Here is a 25,447-nt window from a genome sequence, read left to right on the forward strand (position 1 = left end):
CGAACTGCCATCCTGGTAGTGCGAACTGCCATCCTGGTGGGTGCGAACCTTGGTTCGCACCGCTTCTGCCGCCACTCAATCAGACGATGTGGATATACAGCTTCCTCGAGCCCAGTCTCAAATCGAGGAAGTACTCCACACCACACCCGCGGCAGGCAGCGGGACAATCCTCATCGCTCCCACGTTGGTTCTCCGAGGCATCAGCCACCACCGGATATCCACAATCAAAACACGTAAAGGCAATGTTGCTGCCATGGGGGTCGGCCCATATTTCATCTCCATCACCGTCCATTACAAGAAAGTCCGTGATGTTCATGATTCACCGGGATCGCTTGGTTGATTGCTGGAGACTACTCGAATCCGAGCATAAGGGGCGCGAAGCTGCTTCCGTCTCATCACACTGCGACGCCGCCATCCATCCCGGATTCAAGGTGAATGCAACAGGTTGTTGAACTGCGCTTCACTGCAACCCGACTGCGCGCAGCCCGGCAGCATCAGCTCCACCCGGCCCGGCGGCTGTGCGTCGGTCAACGGGATCGCACCACGTAGCTGCTCGCGCGTGGGATAGACATACACCAACCGGTAACGCACTTCACCGGCCCCACGATCACGCCAGCGCTCGAACTGCAGCAGGCCGCCGATCGGCGTCTTCTCGTACTGCCCCGGCAGGCTGTAGTCCGTGATTCCCAACGCCACCAGCACCGAACCAATGTTGGAATCGTGGCCGACCAGCAGGCTCACCTTTGGCGATGCCGGGTCCTCGAACAACGCATTCACTCTTGCCAGCAGCGGGGCGGCCACATCGCGCGCCACTTCGGGCGTTCCGAACAGGATGTCCTGGTAGCGGTTGCGGATCTGCGCCAGCGCCTGCCATTGCGCCTCGGTGGTCAACCGGCCCCAGCCTTCGCGGGGGATGCCACTGCCCTGGTAGTGCTCCATCAACAAGGCATCGACCAACCCGCTGGCCAGGGCCAGCGAACCGGACGCGCGTGGTTCCTTGCCCGGTTCCGCATTGAAGATCGTGTCGGCCAGCATCAGATGGCACTCGCTGTGCCCCGCACAGGCCGCCGACTGCGGGTAGCGGGTGATCTGCTCCACCACGGACAGTGCCGGTGCCAGTTCCGATGCGGCCAGCGCTCGCTGCATTGCCGACATAGCGCGCTCGCGGAAGACCGTGTCTCTGTTGTGGATCACCGGATTGAACATCGGATCCATCGTGCCCAGCGCCATGCGCTGCTCGACCGCGACATGACAGCCCGGGAAGGCACCGGCAACGAAGAACTGCGCGGTGGCCTGGGTGCGCTGAAGGCTGTTGGCATGGGCGTGGAAGTCAGCCAACTGCGGGCAACCCGAAGCCGGCAACAGCTGCGCCTGACGCAGCCACTGGCCCATGTAACGGCCCATATAGACCTCCAGTACGCCGCCTTTGGTGGTGAGCTCGCCTGCGCCCACGTCCCAGCCTGGCCAGCGCTCCGGAGTGGCATTGGCCAGCGCGCCCGACGCCACCACCGGCGCGCGCAGGTTGTGGCGGCTGAGCAGGATGACCTGCTCAAGTGAGCCCTCACGTGTTCCGCTCACCTCGCCATTGTCCGCCATGGCTGGAACAGCGGTCACAAGGCTCGTCACCAGCGATAGGCAACGAAAGATACGGAAGTGCATCCGAGTCTTTGAGCACGATTGAACCTGCATCACTGCTCCTATAGTGCAGATAGAGTCTCGAGCCCATGTCTGCTGATCAACGGTCGGCACGGCAATGTCAAAACGGTGAACAGACCGTTCTCCGAGCTACCGAATGGGGATGGTAGCACCGTCAACCCATGACCTCCCCGACACGCGATGCAAACGCATCCAGTCGTGAAATATCCAGTGATCGCCTCCCACTCGAGGATGCTCCCTGAGTCACGTCCTCGTCTGATTGATACACGCGAGCGCCGAACCGATCCAGGATCTCGACGCCGCCCTGCGCTACATCCCCGGCCCCGACATTCAAGAGAAGCTCCAGGCATCAGAACAAGCCACGGACACAACGCGCAGAGCAGCTTGCTCGACTACGAGACTGATGCAGAAACTAAAAGAGAAGTCCTACGCAACGAACCCGCTACCACTGACAGCAAGTAGCCATACGGACGGCGCATTCTTGATGCCGACCAAGGGATGTGCCCTGGTCATCAACACACATCTATAAAAGGAAATACGTCATGCACGCATCCGCAACCATTTCAGATCCAAACGCCGTCGCCGCATGGATGAAATCATCCAGCGCAAATGCAAGATCCCTCGACGCAGTGTTTGAAACCGAGGCGGACGAAATCAAAGCAGCCGCATTCAGCAGTGACTGCTGCGGATCGAACAATTACGAAGAGCGCTGACAGACTCCGTTGATGGCACGCGGCGTGGATGCGTGTCATCAACACTATCAAACAGGATCAGAATCACGATGACTCGCAGTCATGACGGCATGAGCCGAATAGCAAAAAGCCCAGAACAAAGCCGCATGCGATGCGATGGAACATTCCCCTTACCAAACGACACATCATCATCGACCGCAATCATTGCCGCGACGACTCGATCCAATATTAATCGCGCTATCGAACTCCGCAGAAGGGGATTGATCACCGAGATAATTGGCACAGATCCCGCTTACTCGACAACGCCATCCGACGCGCTTCGCAAACTGGAGGGTGATGCGGGAATTCACACCATTATCGTGTTCAGTGACCAGCTTACATCCAGCCTTGACGCTCCTGTCTTGACGTCCCACCACGGGCAGCAGCGCTACCTGCCTCTGGTGGAAGGAGTCCTCAACAGCATCCACGAATTTCAAATCATGACAGGCACATGCGATGACACGATCAAATTGCCACCCTGCTCACCCATCACTTCCGTTCTGCGCACTATTTCGAACCATCTGGATTCCAACCAGAAGCTTGGAGGAGACTGGCTCGCGCAACCAGTTCAGACAAAGCTATGGCCTGCTACACGGCTAGCCGAGAGCAGATTCCGTCAGCGTGTCTTTCACTCAGCTCTGATGCACATGTACTGGAAGCATCCTGACTTCAATCCCAAGCATTTCGATTGGCTCCATGGACAACTCAAGAACCTCTACCGCGCATCGCAGCCAGCAAAGGAGGTCCAGGATGCACGAGAGTCAAGCACATGAGAGTCGTCAGCCTGCCCCGGAGGCCACCTTTCGGCACAGCGTCCAGACAGAGCAACAGCTTGGATTGACCCTTTCCGATAGGGAAAGGAAAGCCATCCTCTCCGCATGCGAAGTCAGCGGACTCGATATGGATTCCTACTACAGCTGGTATCAATCGAAAGCCTCCATCAGCTCCCAGTTGGCTGACCTTTGCCGCCCGTCACTGTTGGAGGCGGTCCACTGCATCGACCGTTCCGACTACTCCTCAATCGATGGAAAGCTCCCTGCCGACAGGGGAGTTGTGATCGCACTGCCGCATCACGGCCACTATATCCTGTCTGCGGTCCGTCTGATGGAGCACATTCGCCATCTGCGTGACATCTACATCTTCTATGGCGACCCAAAGAACCATGCAGGCAACGAATTGTTCGACGACCTGTACCACCGGCTCTTCAATCACGCCGGATGCCGCGCGAGCATCATCCACTCGAATGCCAGAGGGATAGGCATAGCGCTTCGCGCACTGAAAAATAGAGCTGCAGTCATCATGATGCCCGATGTCCACCGCTTTCGCGAAGAAGCCTATTGCATTCCATTTTTGGGGCGCCCCTTGGACATCATGCTGGGAACCGCCGCAATGGCGCGCAAAACCGGAAGTTACATATTGCCAGCCATCTCCGTCGTTGACCGGGATCTTCGAGCAACTATTACTTTCGGAGATGCCATCGAGCCTATACAGACGCGAGCATCGCTTCCATCTGAAGTAGCTGACTACTGGACGATGGCTGAAGTCTATCGTTTCCTTGAGCGTGCAATCGGACCTCAGGCCATCTATTGGCAGTACATCAGGCAACACTTCATGAAATCCTCCAAGTTCCCGATGTTCCACCCCGAAACAATCGATGAAGCTTGGCACATGTTCTCCAATGACCCGCGAACCAAGCCACACACGTGTTATACGGCATGCCTGGATTGAACATGGATCAATTTCATTATCCTTCCATTACCTTGGCGGCCATCGCCCTGATGGCGATGGCGCCCATCAATGGATACGCAACGGATCAAGAGAATGCCGATGCAACTCATCTTCCTGCGATCCACGCGGTCCACTCAGCCCCCGGCCCGCGCATCTGGCAGTTCAGAAAAGGCTCTTCAACGCTGCTTGTACTGGGCACGATTCAACCACTAGGAAAGAGCCTATCCATCGATACTCGCAGCGTTGAAGCAGCAATCTCGACGTCTGATGCAATTCTGAGCCCTCCGGGCGTGACCGTGGAGCACGATGGCGGGGTATTTCGCAGCCTCATTCTGTGGCCCGCCATCCGCAAGCTCAAGTTCCTTTCAGGTAGAAGAACGCTTCGTGACGAGCTCACCGAAGAAGAGTACACGCGATTGAGCGATCTCAAGATTCTCTATGGCCTGCATGACGCGAGCATTGAGAGGATGCGCCCAATGTACGCGGCTTGGAAAATTCATGATGCTGCACTGCAATTCAGTGGAGCCCGAGCCGGTGAGCCACTTTCTCGAGCCATTGACCGCATGGCCCGCGATCATGGGATCCCGATGATCAACGCCCGCTTCCCGATGCTGGTGAGAGGCGCCAGGGAAACTATCCAGAATTTTCACATCGACTCCGTGAAAGACCGCAAATGCTTCTCGGATGCCACATCAAGCCTGCGGCCCTGGCTCGATAACCTAGATGAGCTAGGTCATGCGTGGGCAGAGGGAGATATTGAATCGGGCGCGCTCCTGCATGCCCCTCCATCGCCCTCCCGGTGCTGGGCTCGTCTGACCAACGACGCGATCGCCACTACGATGAATATTGACCTTGATATCCAGAGACGAACTCACTGGGTTGCAGTGCTCCGCTCAACTACTTCGCGGCACAGTACGGTTTTCACCACTCTGCCCTTGGATGATCTTCTGCATTCAAAAGGCATGGCCGCGGTACTCGTGGACGAGGGATACATCCCCGATGCCAGGGTGTTCTTTGGCGATCAGCCGCGACCTCCAAACATCGGAGCAAGTGAAACCTCAAATCATCCGGACGGGTGACGATGTAACTTGGCACCTTGCAACGCGGTCACATCGAAGTCACTGATCGGCCGCCACGAACCCCCCGGTCTGCCGCGCCCACAAGCGCGCATACAGGCCACCGGCAGCAATCAGCTCGGCATGGGTGCCGGTCTCGACGATGCGGCCCTGGTCCATCACCACCAGCCGGTCCATGCGCGCGATGGTCGACAGCCGGTGCGCGATCGCGATCACCGTCTTGCCGCCCATCAGCTCATCCAGGCTGTCCTGGATCGCCGCTTCCACTTCCGAGTCCAGTGCCGAGGTTGCTTCGTCCAGCACCAGGATCGGTGCGTCCTTCAGCAGCACGCGGGCAATGGCGATGCGTTGGCGCTGGCCGCCGGAAAGCTTCACGCCGCGCTCGCCGACATGCGCGTCGTAGCCACGACGCCCCTGCCCGTCCACCAGCGTATCGATGAAGGCCTCGGCACGTGCTTTGGCCACCGCAGCGCGCAACTGCTCATCGGTCGCGTCCGGCCGGCCGTACAGCAGGTTGTCGCGGATCGAGCGATGCAGGAGCGAGGTATCCTGGGTGACCACGCCGATCTGCTGGCGCAGGCTTTCCTGAGTGACGTAGGCAATGTCCTGGTCGTCGATCAGGATGCGGCCGCTTTCCAGGTCGTACAGGCGCAGCAGCACGTTGACCAGGGTCGACTTGCCGGCACCGGAAGGACCCACCAGGCCGATCTTCTCGCCCGGCTTCACCACCAGGTCGAGGCCTGCGATCACGCCGCCCTTCTTGCCGTAGTGGAAGTGGATGTCCTGGAAGTGCACGCCACCGCGGGTCACCTGCAACGGCACCGCGTCCTCGCGGTCCTGCACGGTCAGCGGCTGGGCAATGGTGGTGATGCCATCCTGTACCGTACCGATGTCCTCGAAGATGCCGTTGATGGTCCACATGATCCAGCCGGACATGTTGTGGATGCGGATCACCAGGCCGGTCGCGAGCGTGATCGCGCCGACAGTGATGTGGCCGCCATTCCACAGCCACAGGGCCAGGCCACAGGTACCGGCAATCAGGAAACCGTTGACGATGGCGATGGTCAGGTCCATGCCGGTGGTCACCCGGGTCTGCGCGCGGTGCTTGACTGCCAGCTCCTGGATCGACTCGGCCACGTAGGCCTGCTCGCGCCCGCCATGGGCGAACAGTTTCAGCGTGGGAATGTTGGTGTAGCCATCGACGATGCGGCCCATTGCCTTCGAACGTGCTTCCGAGGCGATCCAGGCCCGCTCCTTCGCGCGCGGCACGAAGTAGACCATGATCACCACGTAGGCCAGCAGCCACAGGATCAGCGGCACCATCAGCCGCCAGTCGGCCTGCGCGAACAGGTACAGCGCGGTGCCGGTATAGACCACGATGTACCAGAGCGAGTCGACCATCTGCACCGCCGACTCGCGCAGCGAGGTACCGGTCTGCATCACCCGGTTGGCGACGCTGCCGGCGAAGTCGTTCTGGAAGAAGCTCAGGCTCTGCCGAACCACGTAGTTGTGCATCAGCCAGCGCGAGCGGTTGCTCAGGCCGGGCACGATGGCCTGGTTGACCAGCAGGTTGTGCAGGCCGACCAGGATCGGCCGCGCGATGACCGTGATGAACAGCATCCAGCCCAGTTCATTGGCATGGCGCTTGAAGAAATCGGCACCGGGTTGCTCGGCGACCATGTCGACGATGCGGCCCAGGTAATCGAACATGGCCACTTCCACCAGCGCCAGGAGCAGGCCGGCGATGAGCGTGGCCAGCAGCACCGGCCACACCGGGCGCAGGTAGTGCAGGTAGAACGGCAGCACCTTGCGCGGTGGCATGCGCCCATCCACGGGCGGGAACACCGGAATCAGGGATTCAAACCAACGGAACATCGCATTCCCTCGCCATCTTAGCCGACGGAGTATCCCACGCCGCATGTGTACGCCGGCCGACGATCGCTGCGGCTGCGGTCGTGCCGGCCGCTGGCCGGCAACCTCGCTACGTTTCCAGAGATCATGAGGTTGCCGGCCAGCGGCCGGCACTACCCTCATTCTTTGACCGGGGTGAACAGCAGGTCCTGGAAATCGAAACTGAAATCGGTCAGGTCGGAAATCGGCTGCATGCGCACCTCGCGCACCTTGCCATCCGGGTCCAGGCTGAAGTTCACGAAGGCGTCGGCGTTGAGCGAACGGTCGTCCCAGCGCACGATGAAGGTGTCGTGCTGCCAGTGCTCCAGGCGCCCGCTCAGCTGCGCGGTCTTCGCAAAGCGCAGGCGCAGGCCCTTGCCTTCGGCGCTGATCTGCATGTCGCCATACCAGCGGTCACGGAAGCTGCCGGTGTAGCCGGCCAGCGCCAGCGATGGCCTGCTGCCCTTGTCGCGTGCGCTCTGGTGCTTGGCCCAGGCCTCGTCGGCCTTGTCCTGTCCCTTGGCCACGGCCTTGGCATAGGCGTCCACCCAGTCATGCTTTTCACCGCCCAGGTAGGCATCGAGCACGCTCAGGGTGATCGCATTGAACGCCGCGCCCACTTCCTGATTGGTCAGCACCACCACGCCCAGTTTCTCGCCCGGTACCAGGGTCAGCCGCGAAACCATGCCCGGCCAGCCACCGGTATGCCAGACCAGCTTCTGCCCACGGTAGTCGCTCAGGCTCCAGCCTTCGCCATAGCCGGCGAAGTTGGCCCGCGCAGGTGCCAGCTCCGGCACGCTCGGCGCCGGGATCGACTGCGGCGTGATCATCCGCCACATCTGCTGCTGGCTCTTCTCGCTGAACAACGGCGTGCCGTCGGCCAGCTTGCCTTCGGCCAGCTGCACCTGCATCCAGCGCGCCATGTCGTGCGCGCTGGAATAGATGCCGCCGGCGCCGGCATTGTTCGACCAGGTCAGCGGCGCAACGGTGCGCAGGTCCTTGAAATCGTACTTGGCGTGGCCGACCGCGGCCTTGTCGCCCGGCTTCAGGTGATCGGCGTTGTAGCGCGTGCCGGTCATGCCCACCTTGTCGAAGATGCGCGTCTGCAGGAACTGCTGGTAACTCATGCCCGAGACATGCTCGATCACCTGCTGGGCAACCGCGTACAGGATGTTGTCATACGCGTAGCTCTCGCGGAAACCGCCCTTCAGCGGCACCCTGCCCAGCCGTTCGACTACTTCGGCATTGCTGTAGGAGGTGGCCGGCCAGAACAGCAGGTCGCCGGCACCCAGGCTCAGCCCGCTGCGGTGCGACAGCAGGTCGCGGATCGTCATCTGCCCGGTCACGAACGGATCGGACATGCGGAACGACGGCAGGTGGTCGATCACCTTGTCATCCATCTTCAGCTTGCCGTCCTCGGCCAGCAGGTTCAGCGAAGTGGCGGTGAACGCCTTGGTGTTGGACGCAATGGCAAACAGCGTATCGGCCTGCACCGGTTCCGGCTTGCCCTGCTCGCGCACGCCCCAGCCGCGCTCCAGCACCACCTCGCCATCCTTGACCACCGCCACCGCAATACCGGGCACGTCGAACTGCGCGCGCACGCGCTCGACGGTCGCATCCAGCTCCTGCAGCTGCGCCGGGGTGGCAGCGCTCGCCATGGTCGTGCACGCCAGCAGCACGGCTCCTCCAATCCAGGGTTTCATCCAGCACGATCTCCGAACAGGGGTAGCGGCCATGTGCAGGCCGTCACCGGGGTTTCGCGGGATGGTAACGGTCTGCGGCGCACCCTGCCCTGTGCCATTGGAGGGGTGTCATGGGCGGAAACGGCCAACCGAGCAACGGCTCCACCATCATTCCGTGCCTGCGCTATCGCGACGCGCAGGCCGCCATCGACTGGCTGCAGCGCGCCTTCGGCTTCCATGCCCAGGCCGTGTATGCCGACGGCGACACGGTGTTCCATGCGCAGCTGACCTTCGGCACCGGGATGATCATGCTGGGCTCGGCCAGCAACCAGAGCGCGTGGAGCGAGCATGCGGCGTTGCCTGATGAGGTCGGCGGCCGCCAGACGCAGAGTGCCTGCGTGATCGTCACCGATGCCGACGCGCACTACGCCCGGGCCAAGGCCGCCGGTGCCCGCGTCGTCATCGACATCGCCGACCAGGACTACGGCGGCCGTGGCTATGCCTGCGCCGACCCGGAAGGCTATCTGTGGTGGTTCGGCAGCTACGACCCGTGGCGCACGGACCACGGCCAGTGACCGCGACCGCCCGGCAGGCGGAGATCCGCTGCGGCATCGGTGGCTGGGTGTTTCCCGAATGGCGCGGCGGCGTTTTCTACCCCGTGGGCCTGCCGCAGCGTGAAGAGCTGGCCCATGCCAGCCGCGCCCTGCGCTGCATCGAAATCAACGGCACCTTCTACCGCACGCCCACCGCCGCACAGTGCGCGCAGTGGGCCGCGCAAACGCCGGAAGGCTTCCGCTTTGCGATGAAGGCACCACGCTACCTGGTGCAGCGCCGCGACCTGTCCAGCACGGTGGAGGCAGCCGCGCCCTTCCTGCAGGCAGCGATCGCGCTCGGTGACCGGCTTGGCCCGTTGTTGTGGCAGTTCGATCCACGCCACCCGGCCGACGCCGATGCACTGGACGCGCTGATGGCGCAGCTGCCGAAGCAGCTGGAAGGGGTGCCGCTGCAGCATGCGCTGGAGGTCCGCAATGCCGCAGCACATGGCCCCGCACTGGTCGCCGCCGCGCGCCGCCACGGCGTGGCACTGGTGATCGAGGACAGCGACGAGGCGCCGCTGCACGGCGACGTCAGTTCGGGCTTCGTCTACGCGCGGATCAAGCGCAGCCAGGCCCGCTTGAAAGAGGGCCTGCCTGCACCCGTGCAGCAGCGCTGGGCTGAACGCGCGCGACGCTGGTCACGCGGCGAGCCGGTGGACGACCTGCCCTGTCTGGCCGGGCACGCCCCGGAAACCCCGCGCGAGGTCTACCTGCTGTGCATCGGTGCCGGCAAGGCCCGCAACCCGGCGGCAGCGATGGCCCTGCAGCGCCTCATCGACGGCGCCAGCGGTCCAGCCCCCACAGCAGGGTCCAGCCCACCACGAACACGCCCGCAACGCGCAGCACGTTGAGCAGGAAGGCCGCCAGGCCCAGGCGTTGCAGTTCGAGGAATGGATACGGCGCCTGTCCGGTCATTGCAGCGACCAGCATCGCCCAGCCAAGGTAGGCCAGCGGTACCAGCAGCACGCCGCCCAGCGCGCGCCAGCGCAGCTCACCGTGCGGCAACAGCAGCAGCCACCCCAGCAGGAACAGGGCAGGCACGACATAGTGCAGGCCCGCATCGACCCACCATTGCAGCCCGGTCGGTTGCCACAGCCCCTGCAATGCAAGCACGTAGACGCACGCGGTCACACCGATGCACAGCGCCAGGCTCGCCGCCACCGCCGGCTTGAGCACTCTGCCAAGGACCACCCACCCACATCCTACGCAGACAGCCAGGTTGCTGAGAATGGTGAAATAGCCGAAGAAACGCAGCGTCGCCACGCCGATCCCGGCCGCCGCCCCCGGCCCCTGCACCAGCAACAGGTGCTGCAACAGCAGCGAGGCTGCCGCCATGAGGGCAGTCAGTGCGGCCCATCCGCGCAGAAGGGAGCAATCGGCTGCCATGGCTCGGTTCTCTGGGTCGATGCCGCGAGCATGCCACAGTCATCGCCGACGGCCGCGCGATTGCCTCACAATAGGCCGATGAGCACACCCGACACCCGCAAAGCGCTGTGGCAGATCCACTTCTGTGTCCTGCTGTGGGGCATCACCGCCATCCTCGGCAAGCTGATCACCCTGCCCGCACTGCCGCTGGTGTGGTGGCGCATGCTGCTGGTGACGGCGATGCTGGCCCTGCTGCCACGGGTCTGGCGCGGGTTGCGCACCCTGCCCCTGCGGCTGGTCGCCGGCTACGCCGGCATTGGCGCGCTGGTCGCCCTGCATTGGCTGACCTTCTATGGCGCGGTGAAGCTGGCCAATGCCTCGGTGGCTGCCACCTGCATCGCACTGGCGCCGGTGTTCACCTCGATCATCGAACCGTGGGTGGCCAAGCGGCCGTTCCAGCTGCGTGAGCTGGCGTTCGGCCTGGCGGTGCTGCCGGGTGTTGCGCTGGTGGTCGGTGGCGTGCCCGATGGCATGCGCCTGGGTGTGTTGATCGGCGCGATCTCAGCGCTGCTGGTGGCGGTGTTCGGCTCGCTCAACAAGCGCATGGTCAGCCACGCCGATCCGCTCACGGTCACCGCGCTGGAGCTGGGTGCGGGCACCCTCACCCTGACCCTGCTGGCGCCGCTGATGCCCTACCTGCTTCCTGCGCTGGCCAGCCCGTTGTGGGTGGTCCCGGACCTGCACGACGGCATCCTGCTGCTGGTGCTGGCCGGGTTCTGCACGCTGCTGCCGTTTGCCCTGGCCCTGGTCGCACTGCGCCACCTGAGCGCCTACACGGTGCAGCTGGTGACCAACCTGGAGCCGGTCTATGCGGTGGTGCTGGCGGTGGTGCTGCTGCGCGAGCAGCACGAGGTCACCCCGTGGTTCTACCTGGGCGTGGCGATCATCGTCGGCGCGGTGTTCCTGCATCCGCTGCTGAACCGCCGCAAGCCGGTGCAGCATCCGGAGATTCTTGGCACGGCCGAGGCGCGCAACATCGCCGATTGAATGCATCCACGCATGGCGTGGACGCCCGTATCAACGCTGCGGCCAATGCCAGGCCGGCGCATCCAGCAGGCCCTGCCCGCTCAACAGCGTGCGGCCCTGTTCCTTGTACAGATGCAGCGAATGGCACCCTGGCGCCTGTTCCAGCGCCGCGATCAGGCGGCTGGCGTGTGACACCACCCATACCTGGCTGCGCGAACTGGCTGCGATGATCAGCCGCGCCAGCGCCGGCAGCAGGTCCGGATGCAGGCTGGTCTCCGGCTCGTTGAGCACGAGCAGCGGCGGTGGACGCGGCGTGTGCAGCGCAGCAGCCAGCAGCAGGAAGCGCAGCGTACCGTCGGACAGTTCGGCCATCGACAACGGCCGCAGCAACCCCGGCTGGTGGAAGCGCAGGGCCAGTCGACCGTCCAGCTCCTCGAAGCCGACCGTGGCACCGGGGAACGCATCGTCGACGCTGCGTGCCAACGCCACCGGGTCACCGATCTCGATAATGGTCACCCAGGCTGCCGCCAGATCCCGGCCGTCGTGATGCAGCACCGGCGTGCGCGTGGCCATCGCCGGCTGCCGCGCCGGTGCATCGGCGTCGCTGCGGAAATGGTCGTAGAAGCGCCAGCGACGGATGTACTCGCGCAGGGCGATGGTTTCCGGCAGGCGCTGCGGATCGCCGACCTGGGTGAACAGGCTGTCGAACAGCGACAACCGGTCATCCACCAGATCCCAACCGCGCGCATGACGTTGCCGAACCATTGCCCCACGGCGATCAACCAGCAGGTTGGCGCTGCGCAGGAACGGGCCGGCCCAGATCGCCTCGGCCTTGATCTGCGGGTCCAGTGCGAAGGCCGATCGACTGGGCGGCGGGTAGCCCAGATCGATGGCGTAGCCGAATTCGTCAGTGGCGAAGCCCAACTTCAATCCCACCGATTCCTGGCGTGGGCCGCCCTGCAGGGTGATTTCGCCGGCAGCAACCCGACGGTCCATTTTTTCCGGACCCGCCCACAGCGCCGAGCCCAGCCCGCCTTCGCGGGCCAGCACCGCCGCGACGCCGCCCTGCGCGGTCTCGGCCAGCAGGCGCAGGGCACGGTACAGGCTGGACTTGCCACTGCCGTTGTCACCGGTCACCACATTCAACTGCTGCAGCGGCAGTACGAGCCCGTGCAGCGAACGATAGTGGGCGATGGCCAGGGTCTGCAGCATGGGCGGCGTCCGGGGAAACAGGGCGTCATGCTGGCCGGTTCTGATCGCAGGAGCTGCGACGCCAAGTGAAACGGGAAGAGCATCCACGCATGGCGTGGATCTACTGGAGCGGCATCGAATCATCCACGCGTCGCATGCGTTCAACGCGCGAACCGCCGTGTTTCAGTCCGCCCGTTCCACCCGGTTGCGACCTTTGCCCTTGGCCCGGTACAGCGCCTTGTCGGCACGTGCCAGCGTCTCATCCACGCTTTCACCGGGCTGGTGCTGGGCCACTCCAATACTGATCGTGACCGGGAACCCCAGCGGCAGATCAGCAACGGCCAGGCGCAGGAACTCGCACTGAAGTTCGGCGGTTTGCAGGTCGGTCGCCGGCATCACCGCCACGAACTCCTCGCCGCCATAGCGCGCGGCCATGCCACGGCCGGCGAAGTGCGAGCGCAGCAGCGTGCCCAGCTCGGCCAGCACCCGGTCGCCGGTGGCGTGGCCCTGGAAATCGTTGATGTGCTTGAAGTGGTCGATGTCCAGCAGCGCGACGCAGGCCACAGCGGGCTGATCCCCGGTCACCGCCACTGCCTCGTCCAGCGCCGCCGCCATCGCGCGGCGGTTCGGCAGGCCGGTCAGCGCATCGGTGCGGCTCTGCTCGGCCAGGTCGGCGTTCTGCGCCAGCAGCACGTCGTGGTACTCCGACAGCAGGCGCTCGTAATCATCGCGTTCCAGCATGTGGTTCTGGATGTCGAGCGCGAAACGGCGCAGCTCCATCACCAGCATCACCTGCCGCGACAGCGCGGCCAGCGCCTCGGCCTTGTCGCTTGGCAGGTGCTGCGGCTGTGCATCGAACACGCACAGCGTACCCAGCGGCAGGCCATCGGAACTGATCAGCGGCGCACCGGCGTAGAAGCGGATGTGCGGGTCGCCGGTCACCACCGGGTTGTCGTGGAAGCGGATGTCCTGCAACGCATCCTCGACCACCATGATTTCGTGCGGCTGCAGGATGGCGTGGCCACACATCGATTCGCTGCGCAGGTTTTCCGCCGCGTCGACGCCCTGGATCGACTTGAACCATTGCCGTTCGACGTCAATCAGGGTCACCGCCGCCATCGAGGTACCGCAGACCGCCTTGGCGATCGCCACCAGGTCGTCGAATGACTTCTCGCGCTGCGAATCAAGGATCCGGTAGCGGTACAGCGCCTCGAGCCGGAGGGCTTCGTTGGCAGGCTTGTCGGGCTTGATCATGCAGCGTCACTTCCGGCAGGTCACTGCAAAGTCTAGCTGATGCCGGCGCGTAATCCGCACAACGGGTAGTGCCGGCCGCTGGCCGGCATCCCGCGCGCATTCGATGCCTGGAGTAGCCGGCCAGCGGCCGGCACTACCGCGCGTTACCAGTCCAGCTGCTTCGGCAGCAGGCCCTGCAGCTCCTGCTCGGTCAGGTTGCGCCACTGGCCCGGCTTCAGCGCGCCGATCTTGATGTTGTCGATGCGCACGCGGCGCAGCTGGGTCACGCGATAGCCGAACTCGGCAGCCATCAGGCGGATCTGCCGGTTCAGGCCCTGCTGCAGGGTGATGCGGAAACCGAACTTGGCGATGCGCGAGGTCTTGCACGGCAGCGTCATCTGGTCGTGGATGCGCACGCCGCGCGCCATGCCGCGCAGGAACTCATCGGTGACCGGCTTGTTCACCGCCACCAGGTATTCCTTCTGGTGGCCATTTTCGGCGCGCAGGATCTGGTTGACGATATCGCCATTGCTGGTCATCAGGATCAGGCCTTCGGAGTCCTTGTCCAGGCGGCCGATCGGGAAGATGCGCTGTTCGTGACCGACGAAGTCGACGATGTTGCCCTTGACCGAAGTTTCGGTCGTGCAGGTGACGCCTACCGGCTTGTTCAGTGCGATGTAGACGTGGCGGCGGGCGCCGGGCTTGCGTGCCACGCGGGCGCGCAGCGGCTGGCCGTCGACCAGCACCTGGTCTTCCTCGCCTACCACCGCGCCGGTACCGGCCGGATGGCCGTTGACGGTAACGCGGCGCGCGGCGATCAGGCGATCGGCCTCGCGGCGGGAGCAGAAGCCGGTGTCGGCGATATGTTTGTTGAGTCGGGTGGTCATCGGCCCATTATCCGGCATCGCCGCCCGCTGCGCTTCATGCCAGGGCGGGCGGATCGAGCTCCTCGCCGTCGAAGACCCGGTTGCGGCCCGCCCGCTTGGCCACGTACATGGCATGGTCGGCCCGCCGCAGCAGCCCGGCCAGATCGTCCTCGCCCGGTCGCCACTGCGCCAGGCCGATGCTGGCGGTCACCTCCAGCCCCGGCACCTGCAGGGCCTGGCCAGCCTCGGTGATTCGCTGGCGCAACCGGTCCAGTCGCGCCGAAGCGGCCTCGCGCGGCATGCCCGGCATCAGCAGCAGGAACTCTTCGCCGCCCATCCGTACCACTTCGTCCTGGCTGCGCACTGCCATGCGCAGGGCACGCGCCACCGCCACCAGCACCAGGTCGCCCACGGCGTGACCATGGCGGTCGTTGATGTCCTTGAACAGGTCGATGTCGAGGAAGCCGATCACCAGCGGGCCACGCTCGCGGTCGACCCGCTCAAGGTGGCGGGCCAGCTGCTGCAGTCCGGCGCGACGGTTGGGAAGCCCGGTCAGGCCGTCGGTCTCGGCCAGCTGGCGAAGTTCATCACGCTGCTGGCGCAGCCGGCCCAGCCGCTGGTTCAACGCATACGCGGCCATCATCAACAGCCAGGTCACCGCCAGCTGCAGCGCCTCCACCCGGTATTCCAGCAGCCACGCCGCACCACAGGCATCGGCGATGATCAGTACCAGCATCGGTGCCAGCGCGGCCAGACCCGCCTGCGCCCAACGGTCGCCGCGCCAGCGTCCCCAGACGCCGACCATCAGTGCCAGGCCACATCCGGACAGATAGGACACCTGCAAGCCCTTCGCGACCCAGGCCAGATGCTCCCAGCGCAGCCACGGCACCAGCACGGCCAGCGCCATCAGGGCCCACAACACCGCCAGTTGGGCCGGGCGCGATCGAGGCAGCACGCGATCGCCTCCGTTCAGCCGCCACAGCGCCGGCAGCACCAGTGCCTGGGTCGCAGCGGTCAGCGCCAGCAGCCACCATGCGCCGTGCTCGCCCACCGGCAGCCAGGGTTCCGGATAGCCGCTGAGCCCGCCGAGGATTGCCTGCCACAGCACCATCACGGTGGTGCCGGCGATGTAGACCAGGAAACTGCGGTCCCGGGTGGTCAGGAAGGCCATCAACGCCGACAGCGCCAGCGCGATCGCCACCGCGATGCAGGCCGCGCGCACCAGCAGGCGGGCGGTGTCGTTCTGCTGCACCGGGCTGGGCGCGCCCAGCCGCAGGGTCGGTACCCAACGTGTCTTCAGCGGTGTCTGCCAGGAGACCAGGAACGGCTCATGGCTGCCGGCCGGCGGTACCGCCACCAGGCCGATGCCAGCCCGGAAACGTGAATCGCGGGTGCGCGCGTCGTGCATGTTGCCGCAGATCTCGCGGTCACCATGCTGGACGCGCACTTCACCGGCAAAGACGTTGAACACGTCCAGCGCCTGCGGTTGGCCTGACCAGCCCTGCGGCGGAGCCGGTACCAGCACCTGCTGGCGGGCGCCGGACAGCATCTGCGGCGTGCATGCGCGGTGCGGCGTCGGCTCGTCGGTAGCGCCGCCGACCAGGAGATAATCATGGCCCGACACGGCCTCTGCAGCCTGAAGCGGCCACGGCAACGCCAACCACACCATCAGGACGGCCAGCACCGCTCCTGTTCCATACCGCCACTGCCTGCCGCCCACGCCACGTCCTGTTCCTGCTTACGTCCGCGCCCACTGCGCGCCGCCCCTGACGCGCATTATCGCAGCCGGGCACGCCACGCATGTGTACACCAAAGTCGGCGCCCGCGGTTCAGCCAGCCGCCGGCGGCCCCTTCACCGCGACCAGCCGTACCGGGCGCAGATCGACCAGGGTCAGCCGCTCCAGCGGCTGCGGCCGTTCGATGGCATAGCCCTGCAGCCCCTGTACGCCAAGCCGGGTCAGCGCACCGGCGACCTCGGCGGTCTCCACCCACTCGGCCACCACTTCCATCTGCAGCTCGCGCCCGAGCTCGCTGATCGCGCGCACCGTGGCGTGGCTGACAGGGTCGGTATCCATGTCGCGCACGAAGGCGCCGTCGATCTTCAGGATGTCCGCCGGCAACTGGCGCAGGTAGCCGAAGGAAGACAGGCCGGAGCCGAAGTCATCCAGCGCCATCCGGCACCCCCGTGCCTTCACCGCATCGATGAAGGCGCGGGCCTGGCTGAGGTTGCTGATCGCCGCAGTCTCGGTGATCTCGAAGCACAGCTTGGAGGCCAGCGCGCGGTTGCGCTCGAGCAGGTCGCAGACGAAGGCGAGGAATCCCGGCTCGGCGATCGACTGCGCGGACACGTTGACGTTGCACAGGCCCAGCTGGCGCACGTGCGCCGGGCACACCTGCAGGTGGCGGAACAGCAGCCCGAGCACGTGCCGGTCCAGCGCCACCGCCATGCCATAGCGCTCCACCGCCGGCATGAACTGGCCGGGCAGATGCAGGCTGCCATCGGTGCCACGCATGCGCACCAGCACCTCGTAGTGCAGGTAAGACGGATCCCCCACGCGGGCGATGCGCTGTGCATACAGCAGCATGCGATTCTCGGCCATCGCCAGGCTGACGCCCTGCAGGCGCTCGGCCTCCTGCCGCCGCTCCTCCAGCGCCATGCGGTTCTCATTGAAGCAGTGCACGCGGTTGCGCCCGGCCTGCTTGGCGGCATAGCAGGCGCTGTCGGCGGCACTCATCAACCAGTTCACGTCCGGCGCATCTGCACTGACCTCGACCACGCCGATGCTGCAGCTCAGCTGCGGGCTGCCCTCGCTGATCGGAAACGTGGCCTGGCCCAGGTTGCGGATCACCCGCTGCAGCACGCGCTTGGCCTCGTCCTGCCCGGCATGGGCGAGGAACACCGCGAACTCGTCCGCACCCAGCCGGCCGACCCAGTCACCATCACGCACCGCCGCCACCAGATAGTCGGCGAAACTGCGCAGCATCTGGTCACCGGCGGCATGGCCGAAGCTGTCGTTGACCAGCTTGAAATGGTCCAGGTTGATATAGCACAGCGCGTGCGTGCCGCCTTCGCTGCGCACCTGCAACAGCGCGCGTTCCAGCAGCCGTTCGATCTCGCGGCGGTTGATCAGGCCGGTCAGCGGGTCATGGCTGGCGTGGTGCTCGATCTCGCGCGCCAGTGCATGGTTCTGGCTGACGTCCTCGATGATCGCGAACACCGACAGGCCACCGGCGGCGCTGCGCACACCGGTGCCGCTCCAGCGGCCCCAGACCAGGCTGCCATCGCGACGGCGGAAGCGCAGTTCGCTCGGCCGCAGCTGCCGGTCCCAGTCGATACGGCCCACCCCATCGATGACAAGCTCGCCGTCCATCAGCAGATCGCCCAACGACATCTGCAGCAGCACGTCGCGCCGGTAGTCGAGGATATCGGCCATCGCCTGGTTGGCTTCGATCACCTTGCCTTCGGTGTCGAGCTTGAGCATGCCGACATTGGCCTGATAGAAGGCGGCGCGGAAGCGGCTTTCATGTTCGGTCAGGTCCTTGCCGACGCGGCGCGCGAGGGCCACCGCCATCAGGCTGATCGCAAGCACCGACAGCCCACCAACCACGAGCGTGGCGATCCGCACCATCGTGGCCATGCGCAGCAACGCTCGGGAAAACGACTGCGCCTGCACCTGCAGCCGCCGGTCCAGATCGCGCAGCTGTTGCAGGTAACGGTCGCGGTCGGCCACTGGCAGCGTGCCTTCGGCGTGCGCCGACTGCAGCTCGGCGACCAGCCGCTGCACCGCCAACAGGTCATCGTCGGTCTGCCGCCACAACGCGGTTGCTTCGCGGAAGGCGCCGATGTCGCGTGCATAGCGGAACGAGAACACCAGACGCGGGATATCGGCATGCGCGTTGCCACCCTGCAGGAAGCCCTGCCGGGCCTTCTCCTCGTCCGGTACCGCCTGTTCCAGCGCCAGCCGGGCCTGCAGATCTCCCAACGGAATCCGCAGGGCCTGGCGCGCGTCCTCCAGGTCCTGGGCATGGCCGCGCGCCAGGTAGCGGCTCAGCGCAGCAGTGGCATCCTGCTGCCCGCGTGACCAGTAACCCTGCCCGGCGATCCAGGCCGTCGAAGCCGCCTGCAGTTCCTGGATCAACGCGGACAATGCGACCAGCCCGATCGCCATGCCCGTCAACAACGCAAAGCGCAATCCCAGCCCACGGGTCATCGGCACCCGCCGGCTCTGCTGGTCCGTGCCACTTCTACCCATCCCGGATCCCCCCGAATGTGCTGCGGTGACAACCTGCCTTGGAACCGGCCCAGCCTATGACCGGCAATGTGTGGGCCATGCGAAAAAGGGGACGGAGGGGATTAAGTCGTTTTCGGCATAAGCGCATGGCCTGCCATTTACGACTTAATCCCCTCCGTCCCCTTTTCCTGTACGCCAGCCCGGGGGCTGGCGTTGTTATGGACGGCTGCGGGTGCGGCTTAGAAGCTGCGCGGGCCGCGCGGCTTGAAGCCGTCACGACGCGGCGGGCGGCTGTCGCGGTCACCGCCGCGGTCGCCACCATGGCCACCCGGACCACCCGGGCCACCACGACGCGGGCCACCCGGGCCGCCCGGGCCACGCTTGTCGAAGCGCGGCTTGAACGGACGCGGGGCCGGGTTGGTGTCTTCACCCGGAGCCAGCGCACGCATCTGCAGCTGCTGGCCGGACACCCACACCTTCTGCAGGTGCGACAGCACGTCCGGCGGCATCTGTGCCGGCAGGTCCAGCAGCGAGAAGTCGTCGTGGATGTCGATGCGGCCGATGAAGCGGCTTTCCAGGCCCGCTTCGTTGGCAATGGCGCCGACGATGTTGGCCGGCTTCACGCCATGCTGATGGCCCACCGAGATGCGGTAGGTCTCCATGCCCTGCTCCGGTGCACCACGCGGCGGAACCTCACGGCGCGGACGCTGCTCGAAACCACCTTCGGCGTCGTCGCGACGCGGGCCACGCTCGAAGCGCGGACCGCGCTCGTTGCGGTCGAAGCGATCGCCACGCTCCGGACGGTCGCCACGGTCGAAACGCTCGCGCGGGGTGCGCTCTTCACGCGGGGCACGCACCGGCGGCTGCAGCAGGAACGGGGTGTCACCCTGCAGCATCCTGGCCAGCGCGGCGGCGATCTCGATGGCCGGCACGTTCTGCTCGTTCTCGAAGCGCTCCAGCAGCTGGCGGTAGAAGTCCAGGCCACCGGCACCCAGGGTTTCGCTGATGCGCGAGGTGAACTTGTTGATGCGGGTGTCGTTGACCGCTTCCACGCTCGGCAGCTGCATCTCTTCGATCGGCTGGCGGGTGGCGCGCTCGATCTGGCGCAGCATGCCCTTCTCGCGCGGGGTCGCGAACAGGATCGCCTCGCCGCTGCGGCCGGCACGACCGGTACGGCCGATGCGGTGCACGTAGCTTTCGGTGTCGTACGGGATGTCGTAGTTCAGCACGTGGCTGATGCGCTCCACGTCCAGGCCGCGCGCAGCCACGTCGGTGGCAACCAGGATGTCCAGCTTGCCTTCCTTCAGCATGGCGATGGTGCGCTCACGCTGGGCCTGCTGCATGTCGCCGTTGATGGCGGCAGCGGCCAGGCCACGGGCCTGCAGCTTGCTGGCCAGTTCTTCGGTGCCGGCCTTGGTGCGCGCGAAGATGATCATCGCGTCGAACGGCTCGACTTCCAGGATGCGGGTCAGCGCATCCAGCTTGTGCATGCCGCTCACCCACCAGTAACGCTGGCGGATGTTGGCCGAGGTGGTGGTCTTGGCCGCAATGGTCACTTCCACCGGATCCTGCAGGTAGGTCTGCGCGATGCGGCGGATCTGCGGCGGCATGGTGGCCGAGAACAGGGCCACCTGGCGCTGCTCCGGCAGCTTCTTCAGCACCGCTTCGACGTCGTCGATGAAGCCCATGCGCAGCATTTCATCGGCTTCGTCCAGCACCAGGGTCTTCAGCTCGGACAGGTCCAGGGTGCTGCGGTCCAGGTGATCGATCACGCGGCCGGGGGTACCGACCACGATGTGCACGCCACGGCGCAGCGCCGACAGCTGCTGGCCGTAGGGCTGGCCGCCGTACACCGGCAGCACGCGGAAGCCCGGGATCTTCGACGAGTAGGACTGGAACGCCTCGGCAACCTGGATGGCCAGTTCGCGGGTCGGCGCCAGGATCAGGGCCTGCGGCTTGATCTGCTGCAGGTCGATGTTGGACAGTACCGGCAGTGCGAACGCAGCGGTCTTGCCAGTGCCGGTCTGGGCCTGGCCCAGCACGTCGCGGCCTTCCAGCATCGCGGGGATGGTAGCGGCCTGGATCGGCGACGGGGTTTCGTAGCCGATGGCGGTGACCGCCTGCATCACGGGCTCGGACAGGCCGAGCTGCGCGAACTGCAGCGGCGCTTGGGAATCTTGGGACATGGGGAACTCCGAAGGCACTGCCGTCTTCCTGGCAGTGCGATAAAAAAGGGATGGTCCGCGCTTTGGGCGCCCTTCTTATCGCGTGCCCTGGCGCTGCTCGGTCGGAGGAGATTTCACTCGCTCAGAGCGGGATGATACCGCATTGATCCTGAACGAGGCGTACAGCTTTCCGTGCGCGTGCCGTCGAGCCCGTGCTGGCGCACAATACGCGCCCGCTTCCCGGCCCGGCCGCTGGCCTGCGCCCTCTTCCCAGGAACCCGCTCCATGCAGATTCTCGAATTCGACCTCGACGGTGACTACGTCGAACTCAAGCAGCTGCTCAAGCTGGCCGACCTGGTCACCAGCGGCGGCGAGGCCAAGATGGTCATCAGTGAAGGCCAGGTGCGGGTCGATGGCGAAATCGAGCTGCGCAAGGCCTGCAAGATCCGCGCGGGCCAGGTGGTCGAATTTTCCGGCAGCCAGATCCGGGTGCTGGCTGCCGGCTGATCTGAAGCCGTTCAGGCCACGCGCTGGGTCAGGTGCGAGGCGATCAGCTGCCTGAACGGTGCCACGCCCTGCGCCAGGCGCAGGCCAGCCGCACGCAGCAGGCGCGCCGGGCGACGGTCGTCGGTGTACAGGCTGGCGATCGCATTGGTGGCTTCGTACAGCGGCCGCGACGCCAGCCGATGGCCCCGCTGGTAGCTGGTCAGCATGCCGGCGGCAGCAATGTCGGCACCGCGACGCTGCTGCGCGACGATGCCCTGCGCCAGCCGCTGTGCGCTGGCCAGGCCCAGGTTGAAGCCATGCGCGGTGACCGGATGCATGCCGACTGCGGCATCGCCGATCAGCGCAGAACGCTCGCCGACGAAACGGTGCGCGTACACACCCACCAGCGGGTACGCCTGCGGCGTCGCCACCGGCTGCATGCGGCCCAGGCGATGTTCAAAGCACGCACTGATGGCATCGCCGAAGGCCACCTCATCCATCGCCAGCAGTTCTTCGATCTGCCGCGGCGGCAGCGTGATCACCGCCGATGCCTGGCCCTCGTTGAGCGGCAGCAGCGCCATGGTGCGGCCGTAACCGAACCATTCCCAGGCCGTGTGGTGATGGTCGCGCTCGACCTGCATGCGGCACACCAGCATCGACTTGCCGAAGTCGCGCATCTGCGCACCGATGCCAAGCATGCGGCGGGTGGCGGAGAAGCGGCTGTCAGCCGCGACCAGCAGGCGGGCGTGCAGTTGGCTGCCGTCATCGAGTCTGACCACGTGGCCCTGCGCATCGGCCTGGACGCGCTGCACCTTGCGCCCGTCGAACAGGTCCAGACCATCCTGGTCCTGCACGGCATCCCATGCAGCGCGGCGGATCAGATGGTTGGGCACCAGCCAGCCCAGCGGCTGGCCGTCGACCTGGCTGCTGGCGAAGGTCAGCGCGAACGGCGAACCGCCGTTCATCACCTTGGCATCGCGCAGTTCAGCGACTTCGGCCGGCGGCAGGCGCTGCCACAGCCCCAGCTGCTCCATGCTCTGCCGCGAGGCATGGGTCAACGCGATCTCGCGGCCATCGAAGGCGGCCTCGGCCAGCGCCTGGCGCGGTTGAACTTCGACCAGCCCGACCTGCAGGCCACTGCCGGCCAGCGCCCGAGCGAAGCACAGGCCCGCCGGTCCGGCGCCGACCACCACCACGTCCATCCTGCGCATGCGCGCCTCCTGCCGTTGATTCAGTCCGGGCCAGCATAGCGCCGCGCGCCTGACCGGCCTTGATCTGGATCAGGCGCGGGTCACAACAACGCGAACACCAGCGCCAGGATCGACAGCAGCGACACCAGCCACACCAGGCTGCGCAGGTAGGGCACGCCGGCCGCGTACAGGGGCAGATAGACCACACGCGCCCAGAAGTAGGCCTGCGCAGCCAGCGCCGTGGTGCCGTTGCCGCGACCGGACACGACTACTGCAATGGCGGCGGCGGCGAAGAACGGGAAGGTTTCCAGGAAGTTGGCCTGGGCCCGCTGCAGGCGGCCGGCCAGCGGGCTGAGCGGCTTTGCATCGCCATCGCGTGCCGAGGCATTCCACTTCATCCCGCGCTCGCGGGTGACCACGGTGGAGGTGGCGAAGATGTACACGAAGCCGAGCACGATCGACCAGGCCAGCATTGCCAGTTCAGTTGCCATCGCTCATCTCCTCAGGGTGCCGACGCACGCAGGCTGTAACCGGCCAGGCGCCACACCTGGTCTTCGTCGAAACGGAACGAGACCAGCTCGCGCACCGGCTGCGCGCTGTTGGCGAAACGGGTCGGGAAGCTGACGTTGATGTACAGCCCTTCCGGCACCGCAGCACCGGCGCTGTACTTGACCCGGGTGATGGTGGGCTGGCCACGCCCGGCCAACGCCCCCAGGCGCGCACGCTCGGTGGTCAGCTGGCTGACGAAGGCGGCCTTCGGCACCGCACGACGGGCGACGGCCGAAGCGCCATCCCACAGTTCGCCGGCGCGGTTGGCATCGACCAGCTGCGCCGCCTTCAACGCAGCCGCGCCCATTTCGGCGTCCTGCTTCTGCACCTGGGCCTGCTGCGCGGCGGTCAATGCCGGAGCGCCGGCGGTGGCCGGTTTCGCAGCCGCCGGCGATGCCGGGGCCGGGCGCGCGGGTGCCGGTGCCGGCGTGGCCGGCGCAGGTGCCTGCGCCAACGCAGTCAGGGGCAGCAGGGACAGCAGCAGGAGCGCGCGCTTCATGGACACCGCCGGTTCTCGAGGAAAGGACCGCAGTCTACGCCAGCGCGGTGAGCGGTTCGTCAGCGCGCGTGGGCGTTGCCTTCCACCGCCGCCGCATCGGCCTGCGCCGCAGACTTGCCTGCATCGTCGGCTGCCTGCTCGGCCATCGGCGGTTCCGGCGGTGCCGGGGGCAGCGTCGCCACATCGATCTCCGACAGCGGGCTTTCGTCCGGGCACACCGCGTCGGGGAAGCCGAAGCGCTGTTTCAACGCCTGGCCGCAGCTGTTGATCGACTCCATGTCGGCGCCTTCGCGCTTGCATTGCTGGTCGAAGGCGATCAGGAACGCGTCCTTGCGCTGCACGAAATCATCGCCGCAGGCACGCATCTGCTTGATCCGTTCCAGATCATCCTGCACCGCATTGGTCCCATCCAGGCCGTACTGGCGCAGCTCGTCCGGAGTCAGCAGGCGCAGGCTGCGGTTGGGCACGGTCATCATCAGATCGGCCACGCCCACCGCCACGCCATTGCGCTGCAGATAGTCCTTCACGTTGTCGTAGACCTCGTGCAGCTCGCGGTTGAGTTCCGCGCGCGAGGTGGCCTTGGAGCTGATCCGCATCATGCGGTGGATGCCGACCTTGCCCGACAGCAGGCGGTTGTCACCGGCGGCCAGCACGAACACGCAGGCGCTGTGGCAGATCGAGCCTTCGCGCACCCAGATGGTCCAGCCGGATTCACCGATGCTGTCACCGGCAACGATCGCCGATTCCACCTGGCCGCCGCTGGAATCCAGATCGAGGATGCGCTTGTGGATCTTCTGCTGGTCGGCGACCACCGCCAACCGCCACATCATCTCGGCGAAGCCCGGATTGATCTTGCCGGCGTAACGCACGCGCATCAGGCCGCGCTCGGCGCACGGCGCCAGCGCCTGAGTGATCTGCTCGCGCTGCAGGCCTTCCAGCTCGACACCGTCGCCGGCATCGCCAGCATATTCCGTGCTGCAGCTGACCCAGGCACGGCCATTCTCAAGCTGCGCCTGCGGCCACGGCCGATCCGCCTGGCTGCGCGGCGGCGCTGGCGGTGGCGGTGCATCGGCCGCATTGATCGACACCATGTTCTCGCCATCGCTGGCCGGTGCCCGCGCCGCCTTGTCGGCAGCAGTCACATTGCCCGGATTTTCCAGCTGGCTGCAGCCCGCCAGGGCCAGGCACAACAGGGGCAACCAGCGGCGTTTGGCGGACATCGGGCAACCAGTCTTCACGTGAGCAGGAGCCACAGTCTACCCGTCCGGGGCACCCGTTCAGCGCGT

At 65.6% G+C, this 25,447-nt stretch carries 22 protein-coding genes; 8 read left to right on the forward strand and 14 right to left on the reverse strand.

All coding sequences use genetic code 11. From position 1 onward, the window contains the following. Nucleotides 1-426 precede the first annotated feature (426 nt). Complete coding sequence (gene agp / locus AC5P8J_RS01995; RefSeq protein ID WP_111098969.1) at nt 427-1,596, reverse strand: bifunctional glucose-1-phosphatase/inositol phosphatase; 1,170 nt, start codon at nt 1,594-1,596, stop codon at nt 427-429. Between the two features lie 602 nt (nt 1,597-2,198). On the opposite strand from agp, the gene AC5P8J_RS02000 reads away from it, so the two are divergent. The 4 genes from AC5P8J_RS02000 (at nt 2,199) to AC5P8J_RS02015 (ending at nt 5,194) form a co-directional block, all read left to right on the forward strand. After that, complete coding sequence (locus AC5P8J_RS02000) at nt 2,199-2,369, forward strand: hypothetical protein (RefSeq protein WP_227854135.1); 171 nt, start codon at nt 2,199-2,201, stop codon at nt 2,367-2,369. A 68-nt stretch (nt 2,370-2,437) separates the two neighbouring features. Then, nucleotides 2,438-3,160 carry a hypothetical protein gene (locus AC5P8J_RS02005; protein WP_227854134.1) on the forward strand — a complete coding sequence of 241 codons (723 nt, stop codon included), beginning with the start codon at nt 2,438-2,440 and terminating at the stop codon, nt 3,158-3,160. Beyond that, nucleotides 3,138-4,115, forward strand: a complete 978-nt coding sequence (locus AC5P8J_RS02010; protein WP_227854133.1) for an LpxL/LpxP family acyltransferase — start codon at nt 3,138-3,140, stop codon at nt 4,113-4,115. The genes AC5P8J_RS02005 and AC5P8J_RS02010 overlap by 23 nt, the downstream gene beginning before the upstream one ends. Before the next feature lie 2 nt (nt 4,116-4,117). Then, the gene (locus AC5P8J_RS02015; protein WP_227854132.1) at nt 4,118-5,194 is read left to right on the forward strand and encodes a TraB/GumN family protein; all 1,077 of its coding nucleotides are present in this window, start codon (nt 4,118-4,120) and stop codon (nt 5,192-5,194) included. A gap of 39 nt (nt 5,195-5,233) precedes the next feature. Here AC5P8J_RS02015 and smrA read toward each other — a convergent pair whose 3' ends face one another. Both smrA and AC5P8J_RS02025 read right to left on the reverse strand, forming a co-directional pair. Next, a complete protein-coding gene (gene smrA, locus AC5P8J_RS02020; protein WP_111102003.1) occupies nt 5,234-7,066 on the reverse strand; it encodes a multidrug efflux ABC transporter SmrA in 1,833 nt (610 codons plus the stop codon). Nucleotides 7,067-7,221: 155 nt separating this feature from the next. Further along, on the reverse strand, nt 7,222-8,784 hold the full coding sequence (locus AC5P8J_RS02025) for a serine hydrolase (RefSeq protein ID WP_021203652.1): 1,563 nt from the start codon (nt 8,782-8,784) through the stop codon (nt 7,222-7,224). A 110-nt stretch (nt 8,785-8,894) separates the two neighbouring features. Here AC5P8J_RS02025 and AC5P8J_RS02030 point away from each other — a divergent pair, with 110 nt between their 5' ends. Both AC5P8J_RS02030 and AC5P8J_RS02035 read left to right on the forward strand, forming a co-directional pair. After that, nucleotides 8,895-9,338: a VOC family protein gene (locus tag AC5P8J_RS02030; RefSeq protein ID WP_021203651.1), complete on the forward strand. Its 444-nt coding sequence runs from the start codon at nt 8,895-8,897 to the stop codon at nt 9,336-9,338. Next, entirely contained in the window at nt 9,335-10,210 is an 876-nt protein-coding gene (locus AC5P8J_RS02035) for a DUF72 domain-containing protein (protein ID WP_021203650.1), read from the forward strand. The genes AC5P8J_RS02030 and AC5P8J_RS02035 overlap by 4 nt, the downstream gene beginning before the upstream one ends. Here AC5P8J_RS02035 and AC5P8J_RS02040 read toward each other — a convergent pair. Next, nucleotides 10,131-10,694, reverse strand: a complete 564-nt coding sequence (locus tag AC5P8J_RS02040) for a Pr6Pr family membrane protein (protein WP_459389608.1) — start codon at nt 10,692-10,694, stop codon at nt 10,131-10,133. The two genes, AC5P8J_RS02035 and AC5P8J_RS02040, sit on opposite strands and share 80 nt — an antisense overlap. A gap of 129 nt (nt 10,695-10,823) precedes the next feature. Between AC5P8J_RS02040 and AC5P8J_RS02045 the strand changes: the two genes are divergently transcribed. Continuing rightward, on the forward strand, nt 10,824-11,771 hold the full coding sequence (locus tag AC5P8J_RS02045) for a DMT family transporter (RefSeq protein WP_010486385.1): 948 nt from the start codon (nt 10,824-10,826) through the stop codon (nt 11,769-11,771). 30 nt (nt 11,772-11,801) lie between these two features. Here the strand turns inward: AC5P8J_RS02045 and AC5P8J_RS02050 are convergent, their stop codons facing one another. The 6 genes from AC5P8J_RS02050 to AC5P8J_RS02075 form a co-directional block, all read right to left on the reverse strand. Further along, a complete protein-coding gene (locus tag AC5P8J_RS02050; protein ID WP_021203648.1) occupies nt 11,802-12,962 on the reverse strand; it encodes an AAA family ATPase in 1,161 nt (386 codons plus the stop codon). A gap of 162 nt (nt 12,963-13,124) precedes the next feature. Further along, the gene (locus AC5P8J_RS02055) at nt 13,125-14,195 is read right to left on the reverse strand and encodes a sensor domain-containing diguanylate cyclase (protein WP_456115409.1); all 1,071 of its coding nucleotides are present in this window, start codon (nt 14,193-14,195) and stop codon (nt 13,125-13,127) included. Nucleotides 14,196-14,338: 143 nt separating this feature from the next. Then, nucleotides 14,339-15,061 (reverse strand): pseudouridine synthase, encoded by a 723-nt coding sequence (locus AC5P8J_RS02060; RefSeq protein ID WP_019659152.1) that lies wholly within the window; start codon nt 15,059-15,061, stop codon nt 14,339-14,341. A 34-nt stretch (nt 15,062-15,095) separates the two neighbouring features. Next, nucleotides 15,096-16,760, reverse strand: coding sequence for a sensor domain-containing diguanylate cyclase (locus AC5P8J_RS02065; RefSeq protein WP_494540057.1), 1,665 nt, complete (start codon nt 16,758-16,760; stop codon nt 15,096-15,098). A gap of 109 nt (nt 16,761-16,869) precedes the next feature. Next, nucleotides 16,870-19,293: a putative bifunctional diguanylate cyclase/phosphodiesterase gene (locus tag AC5P8J_RS02070; protein WP_021203645.1), complete on the reverse strand. Its 2,424-nt coding sequence runs from the start codon at nt 19,291-19,293 to the stop codon at nt 16,870-16,872. 218 nt (nt 19,294-19,511) lie between these two features. Then, nucleotides 19,512-21,458 (reverse strand): DEAD/DEAH box helicase, encoded by a 1,947-nt coding sequence (locus tag AC5P8J_RS02075; RefSeq protein ID WP_021203644.1) that lies wholly within the window; start codon nt 21,456-21,458, stop codon nt 19,512-19,514. Nucleotides 21,459-21,722: 264 nt separating this feature from the next. On the opposite strand from AC5P8J_RS02075, the gene AC5P8J_RS02080 reads away from it, so the two are divergent. Beyond that, the gene (locus AC5P8J_RS02080; RefSeq protein WP_019659156.1) at nt 21,723-21,944 is read left to right on the forward strand and encodes an RNA-binding S4 domain-containing protein; all 222 of its coding nucleotides are present in this window, start codon (nt 21,723-21,725) and stop codon (nt 21,942-21,944) included. 11 nt (nt 21,945-21,955) lie between these two features. On the opposite strand, the gene ubiM is transcribed toward AC5P8J_RS02080, so the two are convergent. The 4 genes from ubiM to AC5P8J_RS02100 form a co-directional block, all read right to left on the reverse strand. Then, nucleotides 21,956-23,134 carry a 5-demethoxyubiquinol-8 5-hydroxylase UbiM gene (gene ubiM / locus AC5P8J_RS02085; RefSeq protein WP_021203643.1) on the reverse strand — a complete coding sequence of 393 codons (1,179 nt, stop codon included), beginning with the start codon at nt 23,132-23,134 and terminating at the stop codon, nt 21,956-21,958. A gap of 80 nt (nt 23,135-23,214) precedes the next feature. Next, on the reverse strand, nt 23,215-23,604 hold the full coding sequence (locus AC5P8J_RS02090) for an MAPEG family protein (protein ID WP_021203642.1): 390 nt from the start codon (nt 23,602-23,604) through the stop codon (nt 23,215-23,217). A gap of 11 nt (nt 23,605-23,615) precedes the next feature. Beyond that, nucleotides 23,616-24,161 carry a DUF4019 domain-containing protein gene (locus tag AC5P8J_RS02095; protein ID WP_019659159.1) on the reverse strand — a complete coding sequence of 182 codons (546 nt, stop codon included), beginning with the start codon at nt 24,159-24,161 and terminating at the stop codon, nt 23,616-23,618. A gap of 59 nt (nt 24,162-24,220) precedes the next feature. After that, nucleotides 24,221-25,381: a COG3904 family protein gene (locus tag AC5P8J_RS02100; RefSeq protein WP_021203641.1), complete on the reverse strand. Its 1,161-nt coding sequence runs from the start codon at nt 25,379-25,381 to the stop codon at nt 24,221-24,223. Between the last annotated feature and the right edge of the window lie 66 nt (nt 25,382-25,447).

The sequence above is a fragment of the Stenotrophomonas sp. YJH_SMC_37 genome, from assembly GCF_059370035.1.